At 62.3% G+C, this 20,905-nt stretch carries 18 protein-coding genes; 4 read left to right on the top strand and 14 right to left on the bottom strand.

What is annotated here, in order from left to right:
- Positions 1 to 120: 120 nt before the first annotated feature.
- Positions 121 to 2,382: an AAA family ATPase gene (locus tag H4W01_RS02365; protein ID WP_209609748.1), complete on the top strand. Its 2,262-nt coding sequence runs from the start codon at positions 121 to 123 to the stop codon at positions 2,380 to 2,382.
- Positions 2,383 to 2,413: 31 nt separating this feature from the next.
- On the opposite strand, the gene uvrA is transcribed toward H4W01_RS02365, so the two are convergent.
- The gene (gene uvrA, locus H4W01_RS02360) at positions 2,414 to 5,395 is read right to left on the bottom strand and encodes an excinuclease ABC subunit UvrA (protein ID WP_209609747.1); all 2,982 of its coding nucleotides are present in this window, start codon (positions 5,393 to 5,395) and stop codon (positions 2,414 to 2,416) included.
- 58 nt (positions 5,396 to 5,453) lie between these two features.
- Between uvrA and H4W01_RS02355 the strand changes: the two genes are divergently transcribed.
- From H4W01_RS02355 to H4W01_RS02345, 3 genes are all read left to right on the top strand, one after another.
- A complete protein-coding gene (locus tag H4W01_RS02355; protein WP_209609746.1) occupies positions 5,454 to 6,668 on the top strand; it encodes a DNA cytosine methyltransferase in 1,215 nt (404 codons plus the stop codon).
- Positions 6,655 to 7,473 carry a GIY-YIG nuclease family protein gene (locus tag H4W01_RS02350; protein ID WP_209609745.1) on the top strand — a complete coding sequence of 273 codons (819 nt, stop codon included), beginning with the start codon at positions 6,655 to 6,657 and terminating at the stop codon, positions 7,471 to 7,473. Before H4W01_RS02355 ends, H4W01_RS02350 begins: the two co-directional genes overlap by 14 nt.
- 104 nt (positions 7,474 to 7,577) lie before the next feature.
- A complete protein-coding gene (locus H4W01_RS02345; protein ID WP_209609744.1) occupies positions 7,578 to 8,384 on the top strand; it encodes an energy transducer TonB in 807 nt (268 codons plus the stop codon).
- 6 nt (positions 8,385 to 8,390) lie between these two features.
- Here the strand turns inward: H4W01_RS02345 and H4W01_RS02340 are convergent, their stop codons facing one another.
- From H4W01_RS02340 to H4W01_RS02280, 13 genes are all read right to left on the bottom strand, one after another.
- Entirely contained in the window at positions 8,391 to 9,035 is a 645-nt protein-coding gene (locus tag H4W01_RS02340; protein WP_010407064.1) for a trimeric intracellular cation channel family protein, read from the bottom strand.
- Positions 9,036 to 9,205: 170 nt separating this feature from the next.
- A complete protein-coding gene (lpdA, locus tag H4W01_RS02335) occupies positions 9,206 to 10,597 on the bottom strand; it encodes a dihydrolipoyl dehydrogenase (RefSeq protein WP_209609743.1) in 1,392 nt (463 codons plus the stop codon).
- Positions 10,590 to 10,958 carry a DUF5615 family PIN-like protein gene (locus tag H4W01_RS02330; protein ID WP_209609742.1) on the bottom strand — a complete coding sequence of 123 codons (369 nt, stop codon included), beginning with the start codon at positions 10,956 to 10,958 and terminating at the stop codon, positions 10,590 to 10,592. Before H4W01_RS02330 ends, lpdA begins: the two co-directional genes overlap by 8 nt.
- A gap of 3 nt (positions 10,959 to 10,961) precedes the next feature.
- Complete coding sequence (locus H4W01_RS02325) at positions 10,962 to 11,198, bottom strand: DUF433 domain-containing protein (protein WP_209609741.1); 237 nt, start codon at positions 11,196 to 11,198, stop codon at positions 10,962 to 10,964.
- Positions 11,199 to 11,212: 14 nt separating this feature from the next.
- Complete coding sequence (odhB, locus tag H4W01_RS02320; RefSeq protein WP_209609740.1) at positions 11,213 to 12,439, bottom strand: 2-oxoglutarate dehydrogenase complex dihydrolipoyllysine-residue succinyltransferase; 1,227 nt, start codon at positions 12,437 to 12,439, stop codon at positions 11,213 to 11,215.
- A gap of 133 nt (positions 12,440 to 12,572) precedes the next feature.
- Positions 12,573 to 15,503, bottom strand: coding sequence for a 2-oxoglutarate dehydrogenase E1 component (locus H4W01_RS02315; protein ID WP_209609739.1), 2,931 nt, complete (start codon positions 15,501 to 15,503; stop codon positions 12,573 to 12,575).
- A 150-nt stretch (positions 15,504 to 15,653) separates the two neighbouring features.
- Positions 15,654 to 16,538, bottom strand: coding sequence for a succinate--CoA ligase subunit alpha (gene sucD, locus H4W01_RS02310; protein WP_209609738.1), 885 nt, complete (start codon positions 16,536 to 16,538; stop codon positions 15,654 to 15,656).
- A 62-nt stretch (positions 16,539 to 16,600) separates the two neighbouring features.
- On the bottom strand, positions 16,601 to 16,897 hold the full coding sequence (locus H4W01_RS02305) for a GIY-YIG nuclease family protein (protein WP_010407049.1): 297 nt from the start codon (positions 16,895 to 16,897) through the stop codon (positions 16,601 to 16,603).
- A 53-nt stretch (positions 16,898 to 16,950) separates the two neighbouring features.
- Positions 16,951 to 17,913, bottom strand: coding sequence for a malate dehydrogenase (mdh, locus tag H4W01_RS02300; RefSeq protein WP_209609737.1), 963 nt, complete (start codon positions 17,911 to 17,913; stop codon positions 16,951 to 16,953).
- 151 nt (positions 17,914 to 18,064) lie between these two features.
- On the bottom strand, positions 18,065 to 18,364 hold the full coding sequence (locus tag H4W01_RS02295; RefSeq protein WP_209609736.1) for a hypothetical protein: 300 nt from the start codon (positions 18,362 to 18,364) through the stop codon (positions 18,065 to 18,067).
- 10 nt (positions 18,365 to 18,374) lie between these two features.
- Positions 18,375 to 18,701, bottom strand: a complete 327-nt coding sequence (locus H4W01_RS02290; protein ID WP_209609735.1) for a YbjQ family protein — start codon at positions 18,699 to 18,701, stop codon at positions 18,375 to 18,377.
- Positions 18,702 to 18,764: 63 nt separating this feature from the next.
- Positions 18,765 to 19,874, bottom strand: a complete 1,110-nt coding sequence (gene zapE, locus H4W01_RS02285) for a cell division protein ZapE (RefSeq protein ID WP_209609734.1) — start codon at positions 19,872 to 19,874, stop codon at positions 18,765 to 18,767.
- A 193-nt stretch (positions 19,875 to 20,067) separates the two neighbouring features.
- Positions 20,068 to 20,853: a succinate dehydrogenase iron-sulfur subunit gene (locus H4W01_RS02280; protein ID WP_209609733.1), complete on the bottom strand. Its 786-nt coding sequence runs from the start codon at positions 20,851 to 20,853 to the stop codon at positions 20,068 to 20,070.
- Positions 20,854 to 20,905: the final 52 nt, after the last annotated feature.

The raw sequence follows: 20,905 nt of genomic DNA, 5'->3' as shown, positions 1-20,905 counted from the left end.
TTAAAGGGTTGTCGCACCTGTCTCCGTCACCGCACCCACACCATGGGCTTATTGAATAGACGCATCAAATCACTTCCACTCCTCAATTAACCGCGTAATCTCCCGTTGTGGGAGATCGAGATGCCAACACCGACAATTGATACAATACGACACCTAAAGAACGTCGGGGTTTTTGCAGATGTTACGACTGGGCAATTTCCGCATCGTTTCAAGAGATTCAATTTAGTTTATGGATTTAACGGGTGCGGAAAGACGACACTCTCCCGCCTTCTTGATTCCCTAGGTGTTGATGGTCTTAACGAGAACCTCTCTGAAAATTCCGATTTTTCGTTCACCTTGAGTGATGGGAGCCACCCATCAACGTCGGATCTGCGCAGTGCAGTGTCTCGATATATCGCAGTTTTTAACGAAGATTACGTGGAACGCACACTTACTTGGAAAGAGGGTGCTGCCAAGCCAATCATTTATCTGGGCAAGGAACAGGCTGACCTCGCAAAAAAGCTATCTGAATTGGAGACGGAGGAATCACCAGCGATTCAGAATGACGTTTTACATTCTGCTGAATGGAGTGCGGCGTCCCGTGCGCTGGAAACGAGGTGCAGAGACACTGCGCGCCTTGTTGCGGAAGAGCTGAACGTCGGCAGACGGTACAATGCCGCCAATTTGAAAGCCGACTATGATGCGCTTACGCTGTCCTTGGATGACAAGCTTTCAGACGAAGAGCGCAAGTCACTAAAAGAGATAATTAACCGAAGCGAAATACCTAATAAATCTGCCCGCGCTTCGATCTCGTTTTCACTCGGAGACTTACCTAACGTCGTTTCGACGGTCCTCCGCGTCGAAGTGGCCGAGATTGCGATAGCCGCCCTAGAGCGGAGGAAAGATGCATTGAGCTGGATTGAAGACGGCTTGCTTCTTCACAAAAATGAGCAGGAATGCCTCTTTTGCGGCAACATCTTAATGGGCCGCCGTATTGCTGAACTCCAAGCAGCTCTTGCGGGGGGCTTCGAGAGTTTGGCGCGACAGCTAGACGCGGCTCAAGAACGAATTGCGTCGTTCGTCCAAAATTGCAGGAACAATTTGAGCGAGTTTTCAGATCCGATTGAAACACTGCCGACATTCCGAACGGCAGTCGAAAATCGGCGGAAAGCAGTGATAGCCGTACTCTCAGATGGGGAATTGATAGCGTCTCAGTGGCTTGAGCAACTCGGTGAAAAGCGGGCTAGACCCGACCAGCAAGCCGATGCAGCGATGATAGCGGAATCCTGGGATGAGCAATTTCGCGAGGCGGTGTCACTTCTAAACATAGAGGTAGATAATAACAATTCGTCCATCGAAAACTTTTCTAATGAACAAGAAAGCGCACAAAATAAGTTAAAGCGACATTACCTTGTTGACCATAAGAGTCTGTATTTTGAAGCTGTTTTATATGAGCGGGATTCTAAAAAGACTCTAGATGAGTCGCGTGAAAAGCTGCAAAAAATACGGGCAGCTATATCGGAGACACGTGCCCAGCTCAGAACCCACGGCCCCGCCGCACGCGAGCTAAATAAGCATCTCAAAAGCTATCTAGGGCATGATCATATATCTTTGGAGTCAGTCGACGATGGATATAGAATCTGTCGAGATCGGAAAGAGTCGCAAAAGCCTCTTAGCGAAGGAGAAAAGACAGCTGTGGCATTTTGTTACTTTCTAACCTCGCTGGCGGCCGAGGGCAGAGAAATCAAGGATACCATCGTTGTTTTGGACGATCCGATTTCGAGCTTAGATGCGCGCGCTATGACGCATGTAGTAAGTGTCATTCGAATAACCTTTAAGAATCCTGCGCAAATATTTATTATGACACATAATCTCGACTTTATGCGCGAATTAAAAAAATGGTTGTTTAATAAATATAAAAAAGAGGAAGCTGATTTTTTATTCATAGAGACTGGCATTCTCGCAGATGGAACGAGAACATCCTCAATAACAAAGATGCCGAGACTGATCAGAGATTATGAGTCAGAATATCATTACCTCTATAGTCTCGTAAAGTCATTAGCAGAAAATCCCGATGGTTTCGAGAGATTCGCATATCTAATGCCAAATGCCATTAGAAAGGTACTCGATATATTTCTCGCATTCAAGGAACCTGGCTCATCCGGACTAGAACCAAAAGTCGATAAAATAATACTAGATTATTCAGGGTTGGACGCAGGTCGTATCAAAGCGATGGAACGCTTGTCTCAACTAGAGTCTCATTCTGAGAATATCGGCGACGTAATTACATTTTCTGCGTACACGTTGGTACAAGTGTCAGATGCAGCCAAATGCCTTCTCGAGCTGATTGAGCACGTGGATGATAAACATAAAGCGGCAATGGATCGGCTTTGTCGCCCTTAATCATTCCGGAGCAATCGCCCGCTTTGCCCTCCTACTTCCCCAGCAACGGTGCCAAATACCGCCCGGTGAAGCTCCCCGCCGCCTTCGCCACAACCTCCGGCGTCCCCTGCGCCACGATCTCCCCGCCCTTCACGCCGCCCTCCGGCCCCAGATCGAGCACCCAATCCGCGGTCTTGATCACATCGAGGTTATGCTCGATCACCACGACCGTATTCCCCTGCTCGACCAGTTGGTGCAGCACCTCCAGCAGCTTGCGCACATCCTCGAAATGCAGGCCGGTGGTCGGCTCGTCCAAGATGTACAGCGTCTGCCCGGTCGCGCGGCGGGACAGTTCCTTGGCGAGCTTGACGCGCTGCGCCTCGCCGCCCGACAGCGTCGTCGCTTGCTGGCCGACCTTGACATAGCCAAGGCCTACTTCGGCGAGCATCGCCATCTTGTCGCGGATCGGGGGCACCGCCTTGAAGAATTCGACCGCATCCTCGACCGTCATGTCGAGCACGTCGGCGATCGACTTGCCCTTGAACTTCACCTCCAGCGTCTCGCGATTGTAGCGCGCGCCGTGGCACACGTCGCACGTCACATAGACATCGGGCAGGAAGTGCATTTCGATCTTGAGCAGCCCGTCGCCCTGGCACGCCTCGCAGCGGCCACCCTTGACGTTGAAGCTGAAGCGGCCGGGCTTGTAGCCGCGCGCCTGCGCCTCGGGCAGCCCCGCAAACCAGTCGCGGATCTGGGTGAAGGCACCGGTATAGGTGGCGGGGTTGCTGCGCGGGGTGCGGCCGATCGGCGACTGGTCGATGTCGATGACCTTGTCGAGATATTGCAGGCCGGTGATCTTGTCATGCTTGCCCGCCAGCACGCGCGCGCCGTTGAGCGCGCGCGCGGCGGAGGCATAGAGCGTGTCGATCGTGAAGCTCGATTTGCCGCTGCCGCTGACCCCGGTGATGCAGGTGAAGGTGCCGAGCGGCAGGCTGGCCGTCACGCCCTTCAGATTGTTGGCGGTGGCGTTGTGGACGGTCAGTTTCTTGCCATTGCCCTTGCGCCGGGTGGTGGGCACCGCGACCTCCCGCCTGCCCGACAGATAATCGGCGGTGATGCTGTTGGGGTTGGCGAGCACTTCCTCGAACGTGCCCTGCGCGACAATCGCGCCGCCATGGACGCCCGCGCCCGGCCCCATGTCGATGACATAATCGGCGGTGCGGATCGCATCCTCGTCATGCTCGACCACCAGCACGGTGTTGCCGAGGTCGCGCAGGCGCCGCAGCGTTTTCAGCAGCATGTCATTGTCGCGCTGGTGCAGGCCGATGCTGGGCTCGTCGAGCACATAGAGCACGCCCGACAGCCCGCTGCCGATCTGGCTGGCGAGGCGGATGCGCTGCGACTCCCCGCCCGACAGCGTGCCGCTGGTGCGATCCAAGTTGAGATAATCGAGCCCGACATTGTTGAGGAAGCCCAGGCGCTCGAGGATTTCCTTGAGGATGCGCTCGGCAATCGCGCGTTGCTGGTCGGTGAGGTCGGCGGGGACGGATTCGAACCAGGCGAGCGCGTCGACCACCGACAGCCGCGTGACGCTGGAAATGTCGCGCATCCCGATCTTGACCGCGAGCGCTTCGGGCTTCAACCGCGCGCCGCCGCACACTTCGCACGCGGCGGAGCTTTGGTATTTGGCGAGTTCCTCGCGCATCCACGCGCTTTCGGTGCTGAGCATCCGGCGGTTGAGATTGCCGATCACGCCCTCGAACGGCTTTTTCACGTCATACGACTTCTTGCCGTCGATGAAGGTCAGCGTCACCGGCTTGCCGCCCGTGCCGTGCAGGATGATCAGCTTCACTTCGCCCGGCAGATCCTCCCACGGCGTATCCAGGCTGAAGCCGAATTCGCGCGCCAGACTGCCCAGTACTTGCATGTAATAGGGGCTTGGCGGGTTGGATTTCGCCCAGGGCACCACCGCGCCCTTCTTGATGCTGAGCGCATGGTTGGGGACGACAAGGTCCTCGTCGAACAGCAGTTTTTCGCCCAGGCCATCGCAGGCAGGGCACGCGCCTTGGGGGGCGTTGAAGCTGAACAAGCGCGGTTCGATCTCGGCGATGGTGAAGCCCGATACGGGGCAAGCGAATTTCTCGCTGAACACGATGCGGTTGGCGGGGATGCCGGCGCCCTTCATCGCGCCACCAAGACTCCCCTCCCGCTCGCGGGAGGGGTTGGGGGAGGGCATATCGCCTGAAAATGATTGGCGCGCCTCTTTGACAGCCCCTCCCGCAGGCGGGAGGGGAGCAGAAAGCGCCGCCACCGTTGTGTCCACCAAATCCACATAAGCCAGCCCGTCGGCCAGCTTCAGCGCCGCCTCGAAGCTCTCAGCCAGGCGCGTCGCCATGTCGGGGCCGACGACCAAGCGGTCGACCACCACCTCAATGTCATGCTTCAGTTTCTTGTCGATCGCGGGCGCTTCGTCGATCTCGTAAATCTCGCCGTCGATGCGGACGCGCGTAAAGCCCGCTTTCTGCCATTCGAGCAGTTCCTTCTTATACTCGCCCTTGCGCCCGCGCACGACCGGCGCGAGCAGATACAGCCGCGTGCCCTCGGGCAGCGCCATCACGCGGTCAACCATCTGGCTGACGGTCTGCGCCGAAATCGGCAGGCCGGTGGCGGGCGAATAGGGAATGCCGACGCGCGCCCACAGCAGGCGCATATAATCGTAAATCTCGGTGACGGTCGCCACAGTCGAGCGCGGGTTGCGGCTGGTGGTCTTCTGTTCGATGCTGATCGCGGGCGACAGGCCTTCGATATGGTCGACATCGGGCTTTTGCATCAGCTCAAGGAACTGGCGCGCATAGGCGCTCAAGCTCTCGACATAACGCCGCTGCCCCTCGGCATAGATCGTGTCGAAGGCGAGGCTCGATTTGCCCGATCCCGACAGGCCGGTGATAACCGTCAGCGTATCGCGCGGAATGTCCACGCTCACGTCCTTAAGGTTGTGCTCGCGCGCGCCGCGCACCGAAATATGAGTCAGCATGAAGGACGTGTTCCAGATTTGTTCTTGAAAGGCAAATGGCAATCGGGCAAAACCCAACATGGCGTCGCCAGTCGGCATCGACAAGCAGGGGGCTTGCACCGGGCAAGCGATCGGGCATGGTGAATCGATGAACGAACGGCCCGGCTTTTACGAATTTTTCGCAGGCGGCGGAATGGCCCGCGCGGGGCTGGGCGGAACGTGGCAATGCCTGTTCGCCAATGATTTCGACCCCAAAAAGGCCAAGGCCTATGCCGACAATTGGGGCACGAACGAGCTGTGGCTTGGCGATGTGGGCGAGGTAACCCTCGGCCAATTGCCAGGTCATGCGGATTTGGTGTGGGCCTCCTTCCCGTGCCAGGACCTTTCGCTCGCCGGGGCCGGAGCCGGGCTGACGGGCACACGCTCGGGCGCGTTCTGGCCGTTTTGGAAGTTGATTCAGGATTTGAGCAAACAGGGTCGCAAGCCGCGCGCGATCGTACTGGAAAACGTCTGCGGGCTGCTGACATCGCGGAACGGCGCAGATTTCGCCGCGCTGTGCCAGACGGTGGGAGACGCCGGCTATTGGCTGGGCGCGATGGTGATCGACGCGCAGCATTTCGTGCCGCAGTCGCGCCCGCGCCTGTTCGTCATCGCGCTCGATCGCGACGTGGAGGTGCCCGCACGCGTGTTCAGCCCGTGGGCGGTCGATCGCTGGCATCCCGAGCGGTTGCGCCAGGCGCAGGCCGCGCTGCCGGAAAAGCTGCGCGCGCAATGGCTGTGGTTCACCGCCCCGGCCCCGGCCCCGCGCCAGGCACGCCTCATTGATGTCATCGAGGATCACCCCGGCGATGTGGCGTGGCACAGCGCTGCTGACACAAAGAAGCTGCTGGCGATGATGAGCAAGGGGAACCGGGCCAAGGTTGATCTGGTCGCGGGCAATGCCCGGCGGGCGATTGGTGCGGTCTACAAGCGCACGCGGTTCGAAGGCGGCAAGAAGGTGCAGCGCGCCGAGGTTCGCTTCGATCTGGCGGGATGCCTGCGCACGCCGGGTGGCGGATCCAGCCGCCAGACGATCCTGGTGGTCGAGCGTGGCAAGGTGCGCACGCGGCTCATCTCTGCTCGCGAAACCGCGCGGCTGATGGGGCTGCCCGAAGCGTATCGCCTGCCCGAGCGCTATAACGATGCCTATCATTTGACGGGCGATGGCGTGGTCGTTCCGGTCGTGCGCCACATAGCGGAATGGGTGCTGGAACCTGCGCTGACGCAATCGGGGATCGCCCTTGCCTCTGCTTAAGGAGCCACGATCGCCAACCCGGCGTCGGGTCGCCGACATCGGCACCAAAAGCGCCCCCGATGAGACGATCGAGCTGCGCCGCGCGCTCGAGCAGTTCAAGCGGCAGAAACTCTCCGATTTCTTCGATCAGGCCCCGGTAACGAAAGCCGGGGTCTCGATTTCGGTCGGGGCGGTGAAATGGGGCGTCTATGCCTTTTTCGATTATGATGGCGAGCCGATCTATGTCGGCCAGACGCGCGAAACCGTGGGCGGGCGGATCGGGCGGCATTTGACCAACCAGCGGACCGATGCGGTGGCGATGTCGGTGCTCGATCCATTCGAAGTGCGCACGATCAAGGTCTGGCTGCTGCCGGAATATCAGGACGTGAAGGGCGATCCGAAACGCGTGCCCGCTGCGCGCGCCGCGGCAGACCACCTCAACGCGCTGGAACGCAGCGTGTTCGTAAAGCTCGTCAGCGAAAGCGATTTCGGCCGCATCCTCAACGAAAAGGATCCACCCGACGTTCCGTTATGCGCTTTGCCACCCGCGATCGAGGGCGAGATCGTCAGCATCGACGTGCTCAAGCTTCGCCAACACCCCGATGTCCGGATCGCCCGGCGCGCGCAAACCATCGCCAGGCTGGCGCAGATCATCGCCGGACGCGACGTGCAGGCCGGGCTGCGGCGAGCGTTGGCGACGCAGGCGGATCGGCTGGCATGGCTGGCGAACGAACGCTTCGCGGCGCTGGGCGGCGAAGCAGCGGTCGAGCAACGCGACGCGGACGAGCCGACGGACCATGACATGGATGGCGGGGCGGCGGCGTAATCCGCCGCGCCAAGCAACGCATGCGCGCGTAACGGCGAACGATCGGTTGCCCAGCGGCAACGAACCGCTAAAATCCGAAAAAAGAAGATGCTGGGGGGCAATTCATGAAGACGATCGCGATTGTGGCGCTGTTGGGGCAGGTTCTCGCGACATCGACGGACGCTCCGCTGGTCCCAAGCGGTAAGTGGACCGTCGACTATGCCAATGCTGGCTGCATCCTGTCGCGGGATTATGGAACGGTGCCCGCAGTCACATCCATCGGGTTCAATCCCTTTCCGCTCGGCGACACGCTTGAAGTCATCACGGTATCGCCGGGCATCCCCGCGAAACGCTACCAGAAATTGAAGGGTACGCTGACACTGCAGCCGTCGGGTGAAACCTTTCAGAGCGAGGTTACCGTTTATGGCATCCCCGCCAGAAACAACACCCTCACCACCTTGAACGCCGAAGGCGATATCGCGGCGAAGTTACTGCGCTCGACCAGCATATCGATCGCGTTGGCCGACGGAACCCGAAAGAGCTTCGCGGTGCCCGGCGTGCCGGGCGCGGCAGCGGCGCTGAGGGCCTGCCAGGACGATTTGCTGAAGAGCTGGGGCATCGATCCCACCGAACGCGACCGCGTTCCGACGCCCAAACCGCGCACCGAGGTTGCGACGTGGCTCAGCACCGACGACTATCCCTCCGAAGCGATAGCAGCGCATTCGGAGGGCACCTCCGTGATCGTATGGACGATCCAGCCCAACGGCCTGATTGGCGATTGTCGCGTCGTCCAATCCAGCGGATCAAAACCTCTGGACGACACCGCCTGTCGCGCTTTCAAAAAGAAGGGAAGATATGCCGCGGTCATCGACCGTGACGGAAAACCTGCAACAGCGCACGCGATGCACAAAGTCGTATGGCGTCTTCCCTAACGGCAGCTATTTCGCCCCATAAGCCGGCAGCCCCAACCGCCACCGGATCGCCGCCGCGCGCAGCGCGAAGCCACAGCTTGCTGCCACGCCGGCCGCGACCGTCGGCGATATGCCCAGTTCGACCAGCGCGACGTGCAGCCCCGCCGCCAGCGCGGCTGCGGTGACATAGAGTTCGGGCCGCATCAGGATCGACGGTTCGCCCGCCAGCACGTCGCGGATGATACCGCCGACGCACGCCGTCACCACCCCCATCAGTGCCGCAGGCACGGGCGGGATGCCGAAGGCCAGCGCCTTGGCCGCGCCGAACACGGCATAAGCGGCTAGCCCCACGCCATCGAGCCAGTCGAGCGCCGAGGTCGGCGCGTGCGCGCCCTGCCACCAGCCGCGCGGTGTCGTCCACACCAAGACCGCCACCGCGAGGCAAATGGCGGCAACCAGCGGATCATGCACCCAGAACACCGGCGCACCGATCAACAGATCGCGCACAGACCCGCCGCCAACCCCGGTGATCAGCGCGAAAAAGGCGGCGGTGACGAAAGTCTGCCCGCGCCCCGCCGCCGCCAGCGCACCGGTAATGGCGAACACGGCGATCCCGAACAGATCGAGCCACGGCAGAATCGAGCCGAATTGCCAGGGGGCGAGGGGGAGCATCCGCACTCCTGTAGCGCGCTTGCGCGAGGAAATGAATGCGGGGCGGGCTTATCATGGACGCGGCCCAAACTGGCATGGGCAAAGCCCATGCCGTCGGTCGGCGCCGTAGCGCCGCCGGCCGGTCTGATCGCGGCAAGCCTCGGCCGTAGCTTCGCTACGGCCTCGGGCGATCAAACGTGGATCGCCTTCCCGCGTACCGCCATCGCCGCTTCCTTGATCGCCTCGCTGTGCGTCGGATGAGCATGGCAGGTGTAGGCGATGTCCTCGCTGGTCGCGCCCATTTCCATGCCCAAAGCCGCCTCGGCGATCATCGTGCCTGCGGGCACCGCGATCGCCCACACGCCGATCACGCGGTCGGATTTGGCATCAGCGATGATCTTCACGAAGCCGTCGGGCTCGTGATTGGTCTTGGCGCGGCTGTTGCCCGCCATCGGGAACTTGCCGACCTTGATCTCGCCTTTGGCCTTGGCCGCTTCCTCGGTCAGGCCGACCCCTGCGATTTCGGGCCAGGTGTAAACCACGCTCGGGATGACATCGTGATTCACGATGCCGGTCAGCCCGCCGATATTCTCGGCAACGGCAATGCCCTCATCCTCGGCCTTGTGCGCGAGCATCGGGCCGGGGATGACGTCGCCAATCGCCCAGATGCCGGGGACGCTGGTCTGGAAGCGGTGATCGGTGTCGATCTGGCCGCGTGCGTTGGTGGCAAGACCCGCCTTTTCGAGCGCCAGGCCATCGGTATTGGGACGGCGGCCGATCGCGACCAGTACGCAATCCGCCGTGATAGTCTCGGCGGCTCCGCCGGCTGCGGGTTCGACCGTGATACTGGCGGTGTCGCCGGTCACGGAAACGCCGGTGACCTTGGTCGAGAGCTTGAACTCGATGCCTTGCTTGCGGAAGATCTTATTGGCTTCCTTGCGGATGTCGCCATCGAAGCCCGGCAGGATCTGGTCGAGATATTCGATGCAGGTGACCTTGGCCCCCAGCCGACGCCACACGCTGCCCAGCTCAAGCCCGATCACGCCGCCGCCGATGACAACGAGATGCTCGGGCACCTTGGCCAGTTCGAGCGCACCGGTCGAATCGACCACGACCTTCTGGTCAACCGTCACGCCCGGCAGCGGGGTGACCGAGGAACCGGTCGCGATCACGATGTCTTTGGCGGTGACGGTCTGCTCGCCGACCTGCACGGTGTGCGCATCGACGAACGCGCCGCGACCCTTCAGCCACGTCACCTTGTTTTTCTTGAACAGGAAGGCGATGCCGCCGGTCAGTTGCGTGACCGCGTCGATCCGCTGCGCGTGCATCGCGGGCAAATCGAGCTCGGGCGTGACCTTGATGCCCATTTTGGCCATCGTGCCATTGGCGGCCGCGTCGAAATATTCCGACGCATGCAGCATCGCCTTGGAGGGGATGCAGCCGACGTTGAGGCAGGTGCCGCCCAGCGTCTCGCGGCTCTCGACGCATGCGGTGCGGAGGCCCAGCTGCGCCGCGCGGATCGCCGCGACATAGCCGCCGGGGCCGGAACCGATGATGAGGACGTCATAATCATAGTCAGCCATGGTGTGCTCCAGCGGGAAACGGCTTTGTCCGTTCACCGTTCTTCGTCAGGGTGATCATCTGGCCCGCCGGCACGCCCGCATCAAGGGCGGCAAGAAGGCGTTCGGCAATCTGGTCGGGATGTGCGCGGCTAAGCCGCGTGTAGAGTATCGAAAGCGGCGGCGGGTACTTCTGATTGAAGATAAGATCCCCAAAGTCGCGATCGAACGTGATCAATATCAGCGATCCTATGTCGGGCCGTTGCAATATGCTCGCGTCTGTCGCGCCATACGACGTCTCCGCGATCCATTCGGTCTGATATCCGGCGTGGCGTAACCGCGTCACCACCGCCGGATGCATGTTCTCGTCCGCGAGAAGCCGCAACGCTCAAGCTGCGCGCTTGCGGGCGATCGCCGCTTCCTCAACCAGCATGTCGTGCGTGAAGGCAATCGCGGCCCGCACGTCGGGCTCGGTAATGTGCGGATACGCCTCCAATATCTCACCGACACTGGCACCGTCGGTGAGATATTCCAAAATCAGCTCGACCGATATCCGCGTACCCCTAACGACGGGCTTGCCGCCGAGAATGTCGGGGTTCGAATGGATATGGTCGCGCCAATTCATCGCCACATGCCCTTTTACAGGTCGATCAAAATCCGGGTCGGATCCTCGATAGCATTTTTCAGCGCGACGAGGAACGTCACCGCTTCGCGACCATCGATCAAACGGTGATCGTAGCTGAGCGCCAGATACATCATCGGGCGGATCACGATCTCGCCGTTGACGACGACCGGGCGGTCCTCGATGCGGTGCAGGCCGAGCACGGCGGCCTGCGGCGGGTTGATGATCGGGGTCGACATCAGCGAGCCGAACACGCCGCCGTTCGAGATGGTGAAGGTGCCGCCCTTCATCTCGTCCATCTTGAGCGTGCCGTCCTTGGCGCGCTTGCCGAAATCGCCGATCGTCTTTTCGACTTCAGCGACCGACATCTGGTCGGCATCGCGCACCACCGGCACGACGAGCCCGCCCGGCGACGACACCGCGACCGAGATGTCGGCATAATCGTGATAGACAATCTCATCGCCCTCGATCGAGGCGTTGACGCTGGGGATGTCCTTCAGCGCGAGGCACGCGGCCTTCACGAAGAAGCCCATGAAGCCAAGGCGGACGCCATGCTTCTTCTCGAACAGATCCTTATATTTGGCCCGAGCCGCGATCACAGCACTCATGTCGACGTCGTTAAACGTCGTCAGCAAGGCGGCGGTGTTCTGCGCTTCCTTCAGGCGCTTGGCGATCGTCTGGCGCAGGCGCGTCATGCGCACGCGCTCTTCCTTGCGGCCCGTAGCGGCAGCGACCGAGGCGGCAACCGGCAGCGGCTCGCTCGGCGCCGGGGCTGCAGCGGGCGTTGCGGCGGCGGCAACGACATCGTCCTTGGTCAGGCGGCCGTCCTTGCCGGTGCCCTTGACGGTCGCGGGATCGACACCGTGTTCCAGCACCGCGCGGCGCACCGACGGGCTGAGCGCGGCGGGGGTATCGCTCGGCGCGGCCGGGGCCTGCTGCCCGGCGGTCGCCGCCGGAGATTCGAGCACGGCCGGTTGTGGCGCGGCCGTAACCGCAGGCGCGCCGTCACCCGCCTCGATCGTCGCGATCATCGCGCCGACGAGCACGGTATCGCCGACCTGCACCGCATGCTGGCCCATCACGCCCGCCACCGGCGAGGGGACTTCGACCGAAACCTTGTCGGTTTCGAGGCTCGCGATCGGCTCGTCGACCGCGACCTTGTCGCCCGGCTGCTTGAGCCATTCGCCAAGCGTCGCTTCGGTGATCGATTCGCCGAGTACCGGTACTGTGACTTCGGTTGCCATATCCGCCTCTTTTTCCACCCCGGCGGAGGCCGGGGCCCAGTTGCGCAACGCTCGATCATCAAGCGCCGCGCGAAATTACCTACCTCCCGCTACTGGGCCCCGGCTTTCGCCGGGGTGGTAGCGAGACACTCCATCAAACCTTACGCGTCCGCCGAATTTCTTCGCGAACGCTGTGCCCCAGCGCATCGGCGACGAGCGCCGCCTGCTCGGTCTGGTGGCGCTTCATCAGCCCGGTGGCTGGCGAAGCCGAAGCGGCCCGCCCGGCATAGCGCGCGCGCGTCGAGCGCACGCCTGCTTCGACCAGACACTCCTCGATGAACGGATCGACGAAGCTCCACGCACCGTTATTCTTCGGCTCTTCCTGCGCCCAGACGACCGTCTCGAGATTGGGCATCTTCTTCAGACGCTCAACCAGCGGCTCGCCCGGGAAGGGATACAGCTGTTCGACCCGGACGATCGCGGTGTTGGTATCGCCAGCCGCATCGCGCGCTTCGATCAGGTCATAAGCGACCTTGCCGGTGCACAGGACCAGGCGCTTCACATCGACATCCGCCGGAGCGGAAGGGTCGCTGAGGATGCGCATGAAGTGGCTGTCGCCGAGGAAGTCCTCGGTCTGCGAAACCGCGAGCTTGTGACGCAGCAGCGACTTGGGCGTGAAGATCACCAGCGGCTTGCGGAACGAACGGTGCATTTGCCGACGCAGCAAGTGGAAATAGTTGGCCGGCGTGGTGCAATTGGCGACCTGCATATTGTCCTGTGCGCACAATTGCAGGAAGCGCTCGACGCGTGCCGAGCTATGCTCAGGCCCCTGCCCTTCATAACCGTGCGGCAGCAGCATCACCAAGCCGTTTGCGCGCAGCCACTTGGCCTCACCGCTCGCGATGAACTGGTCGATCATGATCTGCGCGCCGTTCATGAAGTCGCCGAACTGCGCCTCCCACATCACCAGCGTCTTGGGGTCGGCAAGCGCATAGCCATATTCGAAGCCGAGCACGCCATATTCGCTCAAGGGGCTGTCGAGCACTTCGAAGCGGCCGTGCGGGATCGTCTCGAGCGGACGATACTTATGCTCGTCGGTCTGGTCGACCCACACCGCATGCCGCTGCGAGAAGGTGCCGCGGCCCGAATCCTGGCCCGACAGACGCACGCCATAGCCTTCCGACAGCAGCGACCCGAACGCCAGCGCCTCGCCGGTCGCCCAGTCGAAATTGCGGCCCGACTTGAACATCTCGCGCTTGGCATCGAGCACGCGGTTGAGCGTCTTGTGGACGGTCAGCCCGTCGGGGATCGTCGTCAGCGTGCGGCCAAGCGAATCGAACAGTTTCTGCTCGATGCCGGTGTTGACGTTGCGCCGCGCAGTCTCGGCATCGGCGGGTGCGTGCAGCCCCGACCAGCGCCCGGCGAACCAGTCGGCCTTATTGGGCTTGTAGCTCGCCCCTGCCTCGAACTCGCCCTCGAGCAGCGTGGTGAACTGTTGGATATTGTCGTCGATCCAGGCGCGGTCGATCACCTTCTGCGCGATCAGCTTCTGGCCGTAGATTTCGCTGACCGGCGGGTGATCCTTGATCGCCTTGTACATCAGCGGCTGGGTGAAGCCCGGCTCGTCGCCTTCGTTATGCCCGAACCGGCGATAGCACCACATGTCGATCACGATGTCGCGGTGGAAGCGCTGGCGGAACTCGATCGCCATCTTGGTGGCGAAGGTCACCGCTTCGGGGTCATCGCCGTTGACGTGGAAGATCGGGGCCTGCACACCCTTGGCGACATCGCTCGGATAAGGCGAGCTGCGCGCATATTGCGGGCTGGTCGTGAAGCCGATCTGGTTGTTAATGACGAAGTGGATGCAGCCGCCAGTATTGTAGCCACGGATGCCGGAGAAGCCGAGGCACTCCCACACGATGCCCTGGCCCGCAAACGCCGCATCGCCGTGGATCAGCACGGGGAGCGACGCCTTATGCTCGGTCAGGTCGTTGGCGATGGTCTGGATCGCGCGGGTCTTGCCGAGCACGACCGGATCTTCGGCTTCCAGGTGCGACGGGTTGGCGACCAGCGACATATGCACGCTGATCCCGTCAAACTCGCGGTCGGTCGAGGTGCCGAGGTGGTACTTCACGTCACCCGACCCGGCGACGTCATCGGGATTGTCCGACCCGCCGCCAAATTCGTGGAAGATGATGCGGAACGGCTTGGCCATCACGTTGGTCAGCACGTTCAGGCGGCCGCGATGCGCCATGCCGAACACGATCTCACGCACGCCGAACTGGCCGCCATATTTGATGACCGATTCGAGTGCCGGGATCATGCTCTCGCCGCCGTCGAGCCCGAAACGCTTGGTCCCGACATATTTCTTGCCGCAGAAGCGTTCCCACTGCTCGGCTTCGATCACCTTGTTGAGGATCGCCTTCTTGCCGAGATCGGTAAACTCGATCGCCTTGTCCTTGCCTTCCATGCGCTCCTGCAGGAAGCGGCGCTCCTCGACATCGGCGATGTGCATATATTCAAGGCCGACATTGCCGCAGTAATTGGCACGCAGGATATCGACGAGCTCGCGCACCGTGGCCCATTGCAGCCCCATCGTGCCGCCGAGATAGACCGGACGATCGATATCGGCGTCGGAAAAGCCGTGATATTCGGTCTTCAGATCATCGGGCATCTCACGCTTGGACAGGCCGAGCGGATCGAGATTGGCGGCCAGATGGCCGCGCACGCGATAGGTGCGGATCAGCAGCATCGCGCGGATCGAGTCGCTCGCGGCGCGCAGGATCGCGTCTTGCGATGGCGCGGCGGGTGCGGCGGCAGCGGCAGGCTTGCCCTTGGACGGCTTGGGCGCGGGCTCCATCTGGGTCGGGTCGAGCGCCGAGGTCAGGTCATCGGTCGAGGAGAGCGGCCAATTGGGCTGCTGCCACGAGGCGCTGCCCGCGCTGCCTTCCAGCCCTTCGAACCAGGACCGCCAGGAGGGCTCGACACTGTCGGGCGACGTCTTGAAACGTGCATACAGCGATTCGATAAAAGCGGGGCTTACGCTGCCCGCCACATCCGCGAAATCCTGGCCTTCGAAGCCCATAGGTCACCTCATACTGCCCCTCTCCCACCGGGAGAGGGAGGGGCCCGCCCGCGAAGCGGGTGGGAGGGTGAGGGTGACATCGGGCACCGTGCCCGTCACCCTCATCCGGCCCTGACGGGCCACCTTCTCCCACCGGGAGAAGGTTTTTGTTTAACCGTTCAACACCGCCAACAAGGTGGTGCCAAGCTCGCTGGGCGAGTCCGCGACGCGGATCCCGGCAGCTTCCATCGCCGCGATCTTGTCTTCGGCACCGCCCTGCCCGCCACTTACTATAGCACCGGCATGGCCCATGCGGCGGCCCGGAGGCGCCGTGCGGCCTGCAATAAAGCCCGCCATCGGCTTTTTGCGGCCGCGCTTGGCTTCATCGATCAGGAACTGCGCCGCTTCTTCTTCGGCCGAGCCGCCGATCTCGCCGATCATGATGATCGACTTGGTCGCCTCGTCGGCGAGAAACAGCTCGAGCACGTCGATGAAGTTGGTGCCGTTGACCGGATCGCCGCCAATGCCGACCGCAGTCGTCTGACCGAGACCTGCGTTCGACGTCTGGAACACCGCTTCGTAGGTAAGCGTGCCCGAACGGCTGACAACCCCGACCGAACCCTGACGGAAAATGCTGCCGGGCATGATGCCGATCTTACATTCGCCTGGCGTCAGCACGCCCGGGCAGTTCGGGCCGATCAGCCGCGACTTGGACCCCGACAGCGCGCGCTTCACGCGCACCATGTCGAGCACCGGAATACCCTCGGTGATGGTGACGATCAGCGGAACCTGCGCGTCGATCGCCTCGAGGATCGAGTCGGCGGCGAAGGGGGGCGGAACGTAGATGACGGACGCGGTCGCGCCGGTCTTGGCAACCGCCTCGGCCACGGTGTCATACACCGGCAGATCGAGGTGCGTCGTGCCGCCCTTGCCGGGGGTAACGCCGCCAACCATCTGCGTGCCATATTCCAGCGCCGCCTTGGTGTGGAAGCTGCCGGTCTCCCCGGTCATGCCCTGGGTGATGACCTTGGTGTTCTTGTCGACGAGGATGCTCATAAGGGTCCTGCTCTTCGTTCAATTCCACCCCGGCGAACGCCGGGGCCCAGTTGCGATTCGGCTCATGGCTGCGCGATCCGGTCGTAGAGATCTTCCCAATCCGGGTTGAGCCCTTCGATCTCGTCGACTTTCCAGCGCCGCTTCCATTCCTTCATCTGCAGCTCGCGCTGCCTTGCATCTTCCCAATCGGCTCGGGCTTCGTACCAAACGAGAAGTTTGCACCCGTACCGCTTTGTGAACCCGTCAACGAGTCCGTTGCGATGCTCCCAGGCGCGCTTGGCGAGATTTATCGTCGAACCCAGATAAATCGTGCCGTTGCGCTGACTGGCCATGATGTAGACATAAGCGTGCCCGTTCACAGCCAGCCTTCCACGACTGGGCCCCGGCGTTCGCCGGGGTGGTGCCTACCCCTTTAGTTCAAGCTCGAATCGATCGCCTTGCACGCCACCAGCAGTTCCTTGACCGCGTCGACCGACACAGCGAGGTTGCCCTTGGCTTCATCATCCAGCGCGATCTCAACCACCTGCTCGACGCCGCCTGCACCGATCACCACCGGCACGCCGACATAGAGATTGTCGATGCCATATTGGCCGGTGAGGTGCGCCGCAGCCGGCAGCACGCGCTTCTGGTCATAGAGATACGCCTCGGCCATCGCGATGCCGCTGGTGGCGGGCGCATAATACGCCGAACCGGTCTTGAGCAAAGCAACGATCTCGCCGCCGCCGCCGCGCGTGCGCTTGACGATCGCGTCGATCTTTTCCTGGGTCGAACGGCCCATTGCGATCAGATCCGGCACCGGGATGCCCGAAACCGCCGAATATTGGATCACCGGGACCATCGTGTCGCCGTGCCCGCCAAGCACGAAGCTGGTGACATCCTTGACCGACACCTGGAATTCCTCGGCGAGGAAGTGGCTGAAGCGCGCCGAATCGAGCACACCGGCCATGCCGACCACCTTATTGTGCGGCAGACCCGAAAATTCGCGCAGCGCCCACACCATCGCATCAAGCGGGTTGGTGATGCAGATCACGAAGGCGTCGGGCGCGTTGGCGGCGATACCCTCACCGACGGCCTTCATCACCTTGAGGTTGATGCCGAGCAGATCGTCGCGGCTCATGCCGGGCTTGCGCGCGACACCGGCGGTGACGATGATCACGTCCGCGCCTGCGATGTCCTTGTAATCATTGGTGCCGGTGATCTTGGCATCGAAGCCCTCGACCGGCGAGCACTGGCTGAGATCGAGCGCCTTGCCCTGCGGCACACCTTCGACCACGTCGAACAGGACGACATCGCCCAGACCCTTCAGTGCTGCGAGATGGGCGAGCGTGCCGCCGATGTTGCCGGCGCCGATCAGCGCGATCTTCTTGCGAGCCATCGAATGTCCTTCTTCGCTGTGGCCGCGTGCGGCCGACCTGTCTCGGCCGCGTTCGGCCTGAACGCGCGCGGCTTAGGCCGGTTTTCCCTGCGGGGCAACCCGAAACACAACGCCTTTGTCAAGGCCTATTGCACATGGTTCGCAAGTGCAATTATTCCGCATCCGGCTGCTCCATTGCCACGTACCGCCGCTCACCGGTCTTCGCATCGAACCATACCGACACCGGCTTGCCCGAGACATCGTCGATGAAACGCTCCGATGTCTCGCGCCAGTCGGGCCCTTCGGGCGCGCGCTGCACCGCGCCGTAGCGCACGCGCTCAAACGCAATGCCGCCCGCCAGCAGCCCGGCGGCAAGGACCGTCGGCCACGTCCCCGGATCCAGCACCACGCCAATCAGCGCCGCTGTCAAAAACAAGGCGGCGGCGACCAGCACGAAGGTGCGCAGCATCATTGCCGGGGCCTCACTCGGGCGCGGGATCAAGCAGCACGGCGGTGCCGTAGGCGACGACCTCGTTCATCGCCTGCGCGATCTCGCCCGAGTCGAAGCGCATCATCACCACCGCGTTCGCGCCCATCAGCGTGGCGTTGGCCACCATCCGGTCGATCGCATGGCGGCGCGTATCTTCCACCAGCCTTGTATATTCAGGGATTTCGCCACCGACGATCGAGCGCAGGCTGGCGGTGATGTTGCCGCCAATCCCGCGGCTGCGCACGACGACGCCGAAGACCTGACCGAGCGTCTCGCGCACGGTGTGGCCGGGGACAGTCTCGGTAGTGGTGACGAGCATGGGCTTGGGTCCCCAGGGGCAGCTCCGCACTGTAACGCGCCGGTGCGGCGCTGTTAAGCGGGTTCAGTCCGCGCCATGCCCCTGCGCGAGATAGGTTTCCGAACGCATCTCTTCCAGGCGGCTGATCGTGCGGTCGAACTCGAAGCGCCCGTCGCCGCTCTCATAGAGCTGCGCCGGTTCGGCGTCGGCGGCGGCGAGCAATTTGACCTTCTGCTCGTACAAGGCGTCGATCAGGGCGACGAAGCGCGCCGCTTCGTTGCGGTTTTCCGGCCCTAATTTGGGAATGCCGACCAGAATCACCGTGTGAAAGCGCCGGGCGATCGCAATATAATCGGCCGGACCGCGTGCTTCGGCGCACAGGCGCTTGAAGCTGAACACCGCGACGCCTTTCAGTGCCTTGGGCACATGCAGCGTGCGGCCTTGCACAATCAGATCCTCGGACGGCACGTGCGCGCGATCCTCGACCGGGAAATCGGTCAGGCGGAAAAAATCGCCCGATAGGATGCGCGTCGCCTCGGGGCCGTTGGGCACCAGCCAGGTATTGACCTGCCCCAGCCGGTCGCGCCGATAATCGGTCGGGCCGTTGAGCGCGATCACGTCGAGCCGCGATTCGATCAGCGCGATGAAGGGCAGGAAATGCTCGCGGTTGAGACCGTTCTTGTAGAGATCGACCGGCGGGCGGTTGGAGGTGGTCACCACCGTCACGCCCTCCTCGAGCAAGTGCGTGAACAGCCGCGACAGGATCATCGCATCGGGGCTGTTGGTCACCATCATCTCGTCAAAGGCGAGCAGCCGCGCTTCCTCGGCTAGCACATGGGCGAGGCCGGGGATCGGATCGCCCTGCTCCTTGGCGCGCTCGATCGCGAGGCGCTGGTGCACCTCCAGCATGAATTCGGCGAAATGGACGCGCCGTTTCCGGCGGATGTCGAGGCTGGTGTAGAACAGGTCCATCAGCATCGATTTGCCGCGCCCGACCCCGCCCCACAGATATAACCCGCGCGGCGGCGCGGGCTTGCGACCGAGCGCGCGCCATAAGGTGGAACCGCGCTTCGGGGTGGCTTGCAGCGCGGTCGCGAGATCGGCGAGGCGCTGGGCGGCGGCGGCTTGCTCCGGATCGGGCTTGAGCTCGCCCGAGGCAAGCAGCGCGGCGTAGCGTTTGAGGATGTCGGTCATGGCTTAGCGCCTCGTACGGGCACCCCGCGGCAGTGCAGTCACCGGGCGACGTTGCGGTAAATCCTTCTCCCTTTGGGCGAAGGTGGCGCGAAGCGCCGGATGAGGTGACGCACACTATCGCCAACGTCGCCCTCACCCTTCCCGCGCCGAGGGCGCGGGCCCCTTCCCTCTCCCGGTGGGAGAGGGAGAACCATCAAACGATCCGTTCGACTTCCAGCTTCTTGATCTCGGCAATCGCCTTGGCCGGGTTCAGGCCCTTGGGGCAGACGTTCGCGCAGTTCATGATCGTGTGGCAGCGATACAGGCGGAACGGATCCTCCAGATCGTCAAGCCGCTCACCGGTCATTTCGTCGCGGCTGTCGGCCAGCCAGCGATAGGCTTGCAACAGGATCGCGGGGCCCAGGAACTTGTCCGAATTCCACCAATAGCTCGGGCACGAGGTCGAGCAGCAGGCACACAGGATGCATTCGTACAGGCCATCGAGCTTCTCGCGGTCTTCCGGCGACTGCAGCCGCTCCTTGCCCGAAGGCGGCGGTGTGACGGTCTGCAGCCACGGCTTGATCGAGCTGTACTGCGCGTAGAAATGCGTGAAATCGGGGACGAGGTCCTTGATCACTTCCATGTGCGGCAGCGGCGTGATGCGCACCTCGCCCTTCACGTCCTCGATCGCCTTGGTGCAGGCGAGCGTGTTGGTGCCATCGATGTTCATCGCGCACGACCCGCAAATGCCTTCGCGGCACGAGCGGCGGAAGGTCAGCGACGAATCCTGCTCGGACTTCATCTTGATCAGCGCATCGAGCACCATCGGCCCGCACGAATCGAGATCAACCTCGAACGTGTCGTAATGCGGGTTTTCGCCGGCATCGGGATCGTAGCGGTAGACTTTGAAATTTTTGATCCGCGACGCTTCGGCAGCGGCTTTGTGCACCTTGCCCTTCGGCTTGATCTTCGAATTGGCGGGAAGAGAGAATTCGGCCATGCCCTCTGGTCCTTTGGCAGATCGCGTGTTGCGCTGCGGCTATGCCTTTTGC

It is taken from the genome of Sphingomonas sp. PL20, assembly GCF_017875905.1.
In the GTDB taxonomy this organism is placed as follows: Bacteria; Pseudomonadota; Alphaproteobacteria; order Sphingomonadales; family Sphingomonadaceae; genus Sphingomonas; species Sphingomonas echinoides.
The sequence above is the reverse complement of the archived record's forward strand: the minus strand, read 5'-3'. Positions and strand labels throughout refer to the sequence as shown.

Bases quoted from the DNA above. Each gene is read 5' to 3' on its own strand.
- H4W01_RS02365 (WP_209609748.1), top strand. From the start codon at position 121: ATGCCAACACCGACAATTGATACAATACGACACCTAAAGAACGTCGGG.
- H4W01_RS02280 (WP_209609733.1), bottom strand. From the start codon at position 20,853: ATGGCCGAATTCTCTCTTCCCGCCAATTCGAAGATCAAGCCGAAGGGC.
- H4W01_RS02340 (WP_010407064.1), bottom strand. From the start codon at position 9,035: ATGCTCCCCCTCGCCCCCTGGCAATTCGGCTCGATTCTGCCGTGGCTC.
- H4W01_RS02315 (WP_209609739.1), bottom strand. From the start codon at position 15,503: ATGGGCTTCGAAGGCCAGGATTTCGCGGATGTGGCGGGCAGCGTAAGC.
- H4W01_RS02290 (WP_209609735.1), bottom strand. From the start codon at position 18,701: ATGCTCGTCACCACTACCGAGACTGTCCCCGGCCACACCGTGCGCGAG.
- H4W01_RS02325 (WP_209609741.1), bottom strand. From the start codon at position 11,198: ATGAATTGGCGCGACCATATCCATTCGAACCCCGACATTCTCGGCGGC.
- H4W01_RS02295 (WP_209609736.1), bottom strand. From the start codon at position 18,364: ATGATGCTGCGCACCTTCGTGCTGGTCGCCGCCGCCTTGTTTTTGACA.
- H4W01_RS02345 (WP_209609744.1), top strand. From the start codon at position 7,578: ATGAAGACGATCGCGATTGTGGCGCTGTTGGGGCAGGTTCTCGCGACA.
- lpdA (WP_209609743.1), bottom strand. From the start codon at position 10,597: ATGGCTGACTATGATTATGACGTCCTCATCATCGGTTCCGGCCCCGGC.
- mdh (WP_209609737.1), bottom strand. From the start codon at position 17,913: ATGGCTCGCAAGAAGATCGCGCTGATCGGCGCCGGCAACATCGGCGGC.
- uvrA (WP_209609747.1), bottom strand. From the start codon at position 5,395: ATGCTGACTCATATTTCGGTGCGCGGCGCGCGCGAGCACAACCTTAAG.
- zapE (WP_209609734.1), bottom strand. From the start codon at position 19,874: ATGACCGACATCCTCAAACGCTACGCCGCGCTGCTTGCCTCGGGCGAG.
- odhB (WP_209609740.1), bottom strand. From the start codon at position 12,439: ATGGCAACCGAAGTCACAGTACCGGTACTCGGCGAATCGATCACCGAA.
- sucD (WP_209609738.1), bottom strand. From the start codon at position 16,538: ATGAGCATCCTCGTCGACAAGAACACCAAGGTCATCACCCAGGGCATG.
- H4W01_RS02355 (WP_209609746.1), top strand. From the start codon at position 5,454: ATGGCGTCGCCAGTCGGCATCGACAAGCAGGGGGCTTGCACCGGGCAA.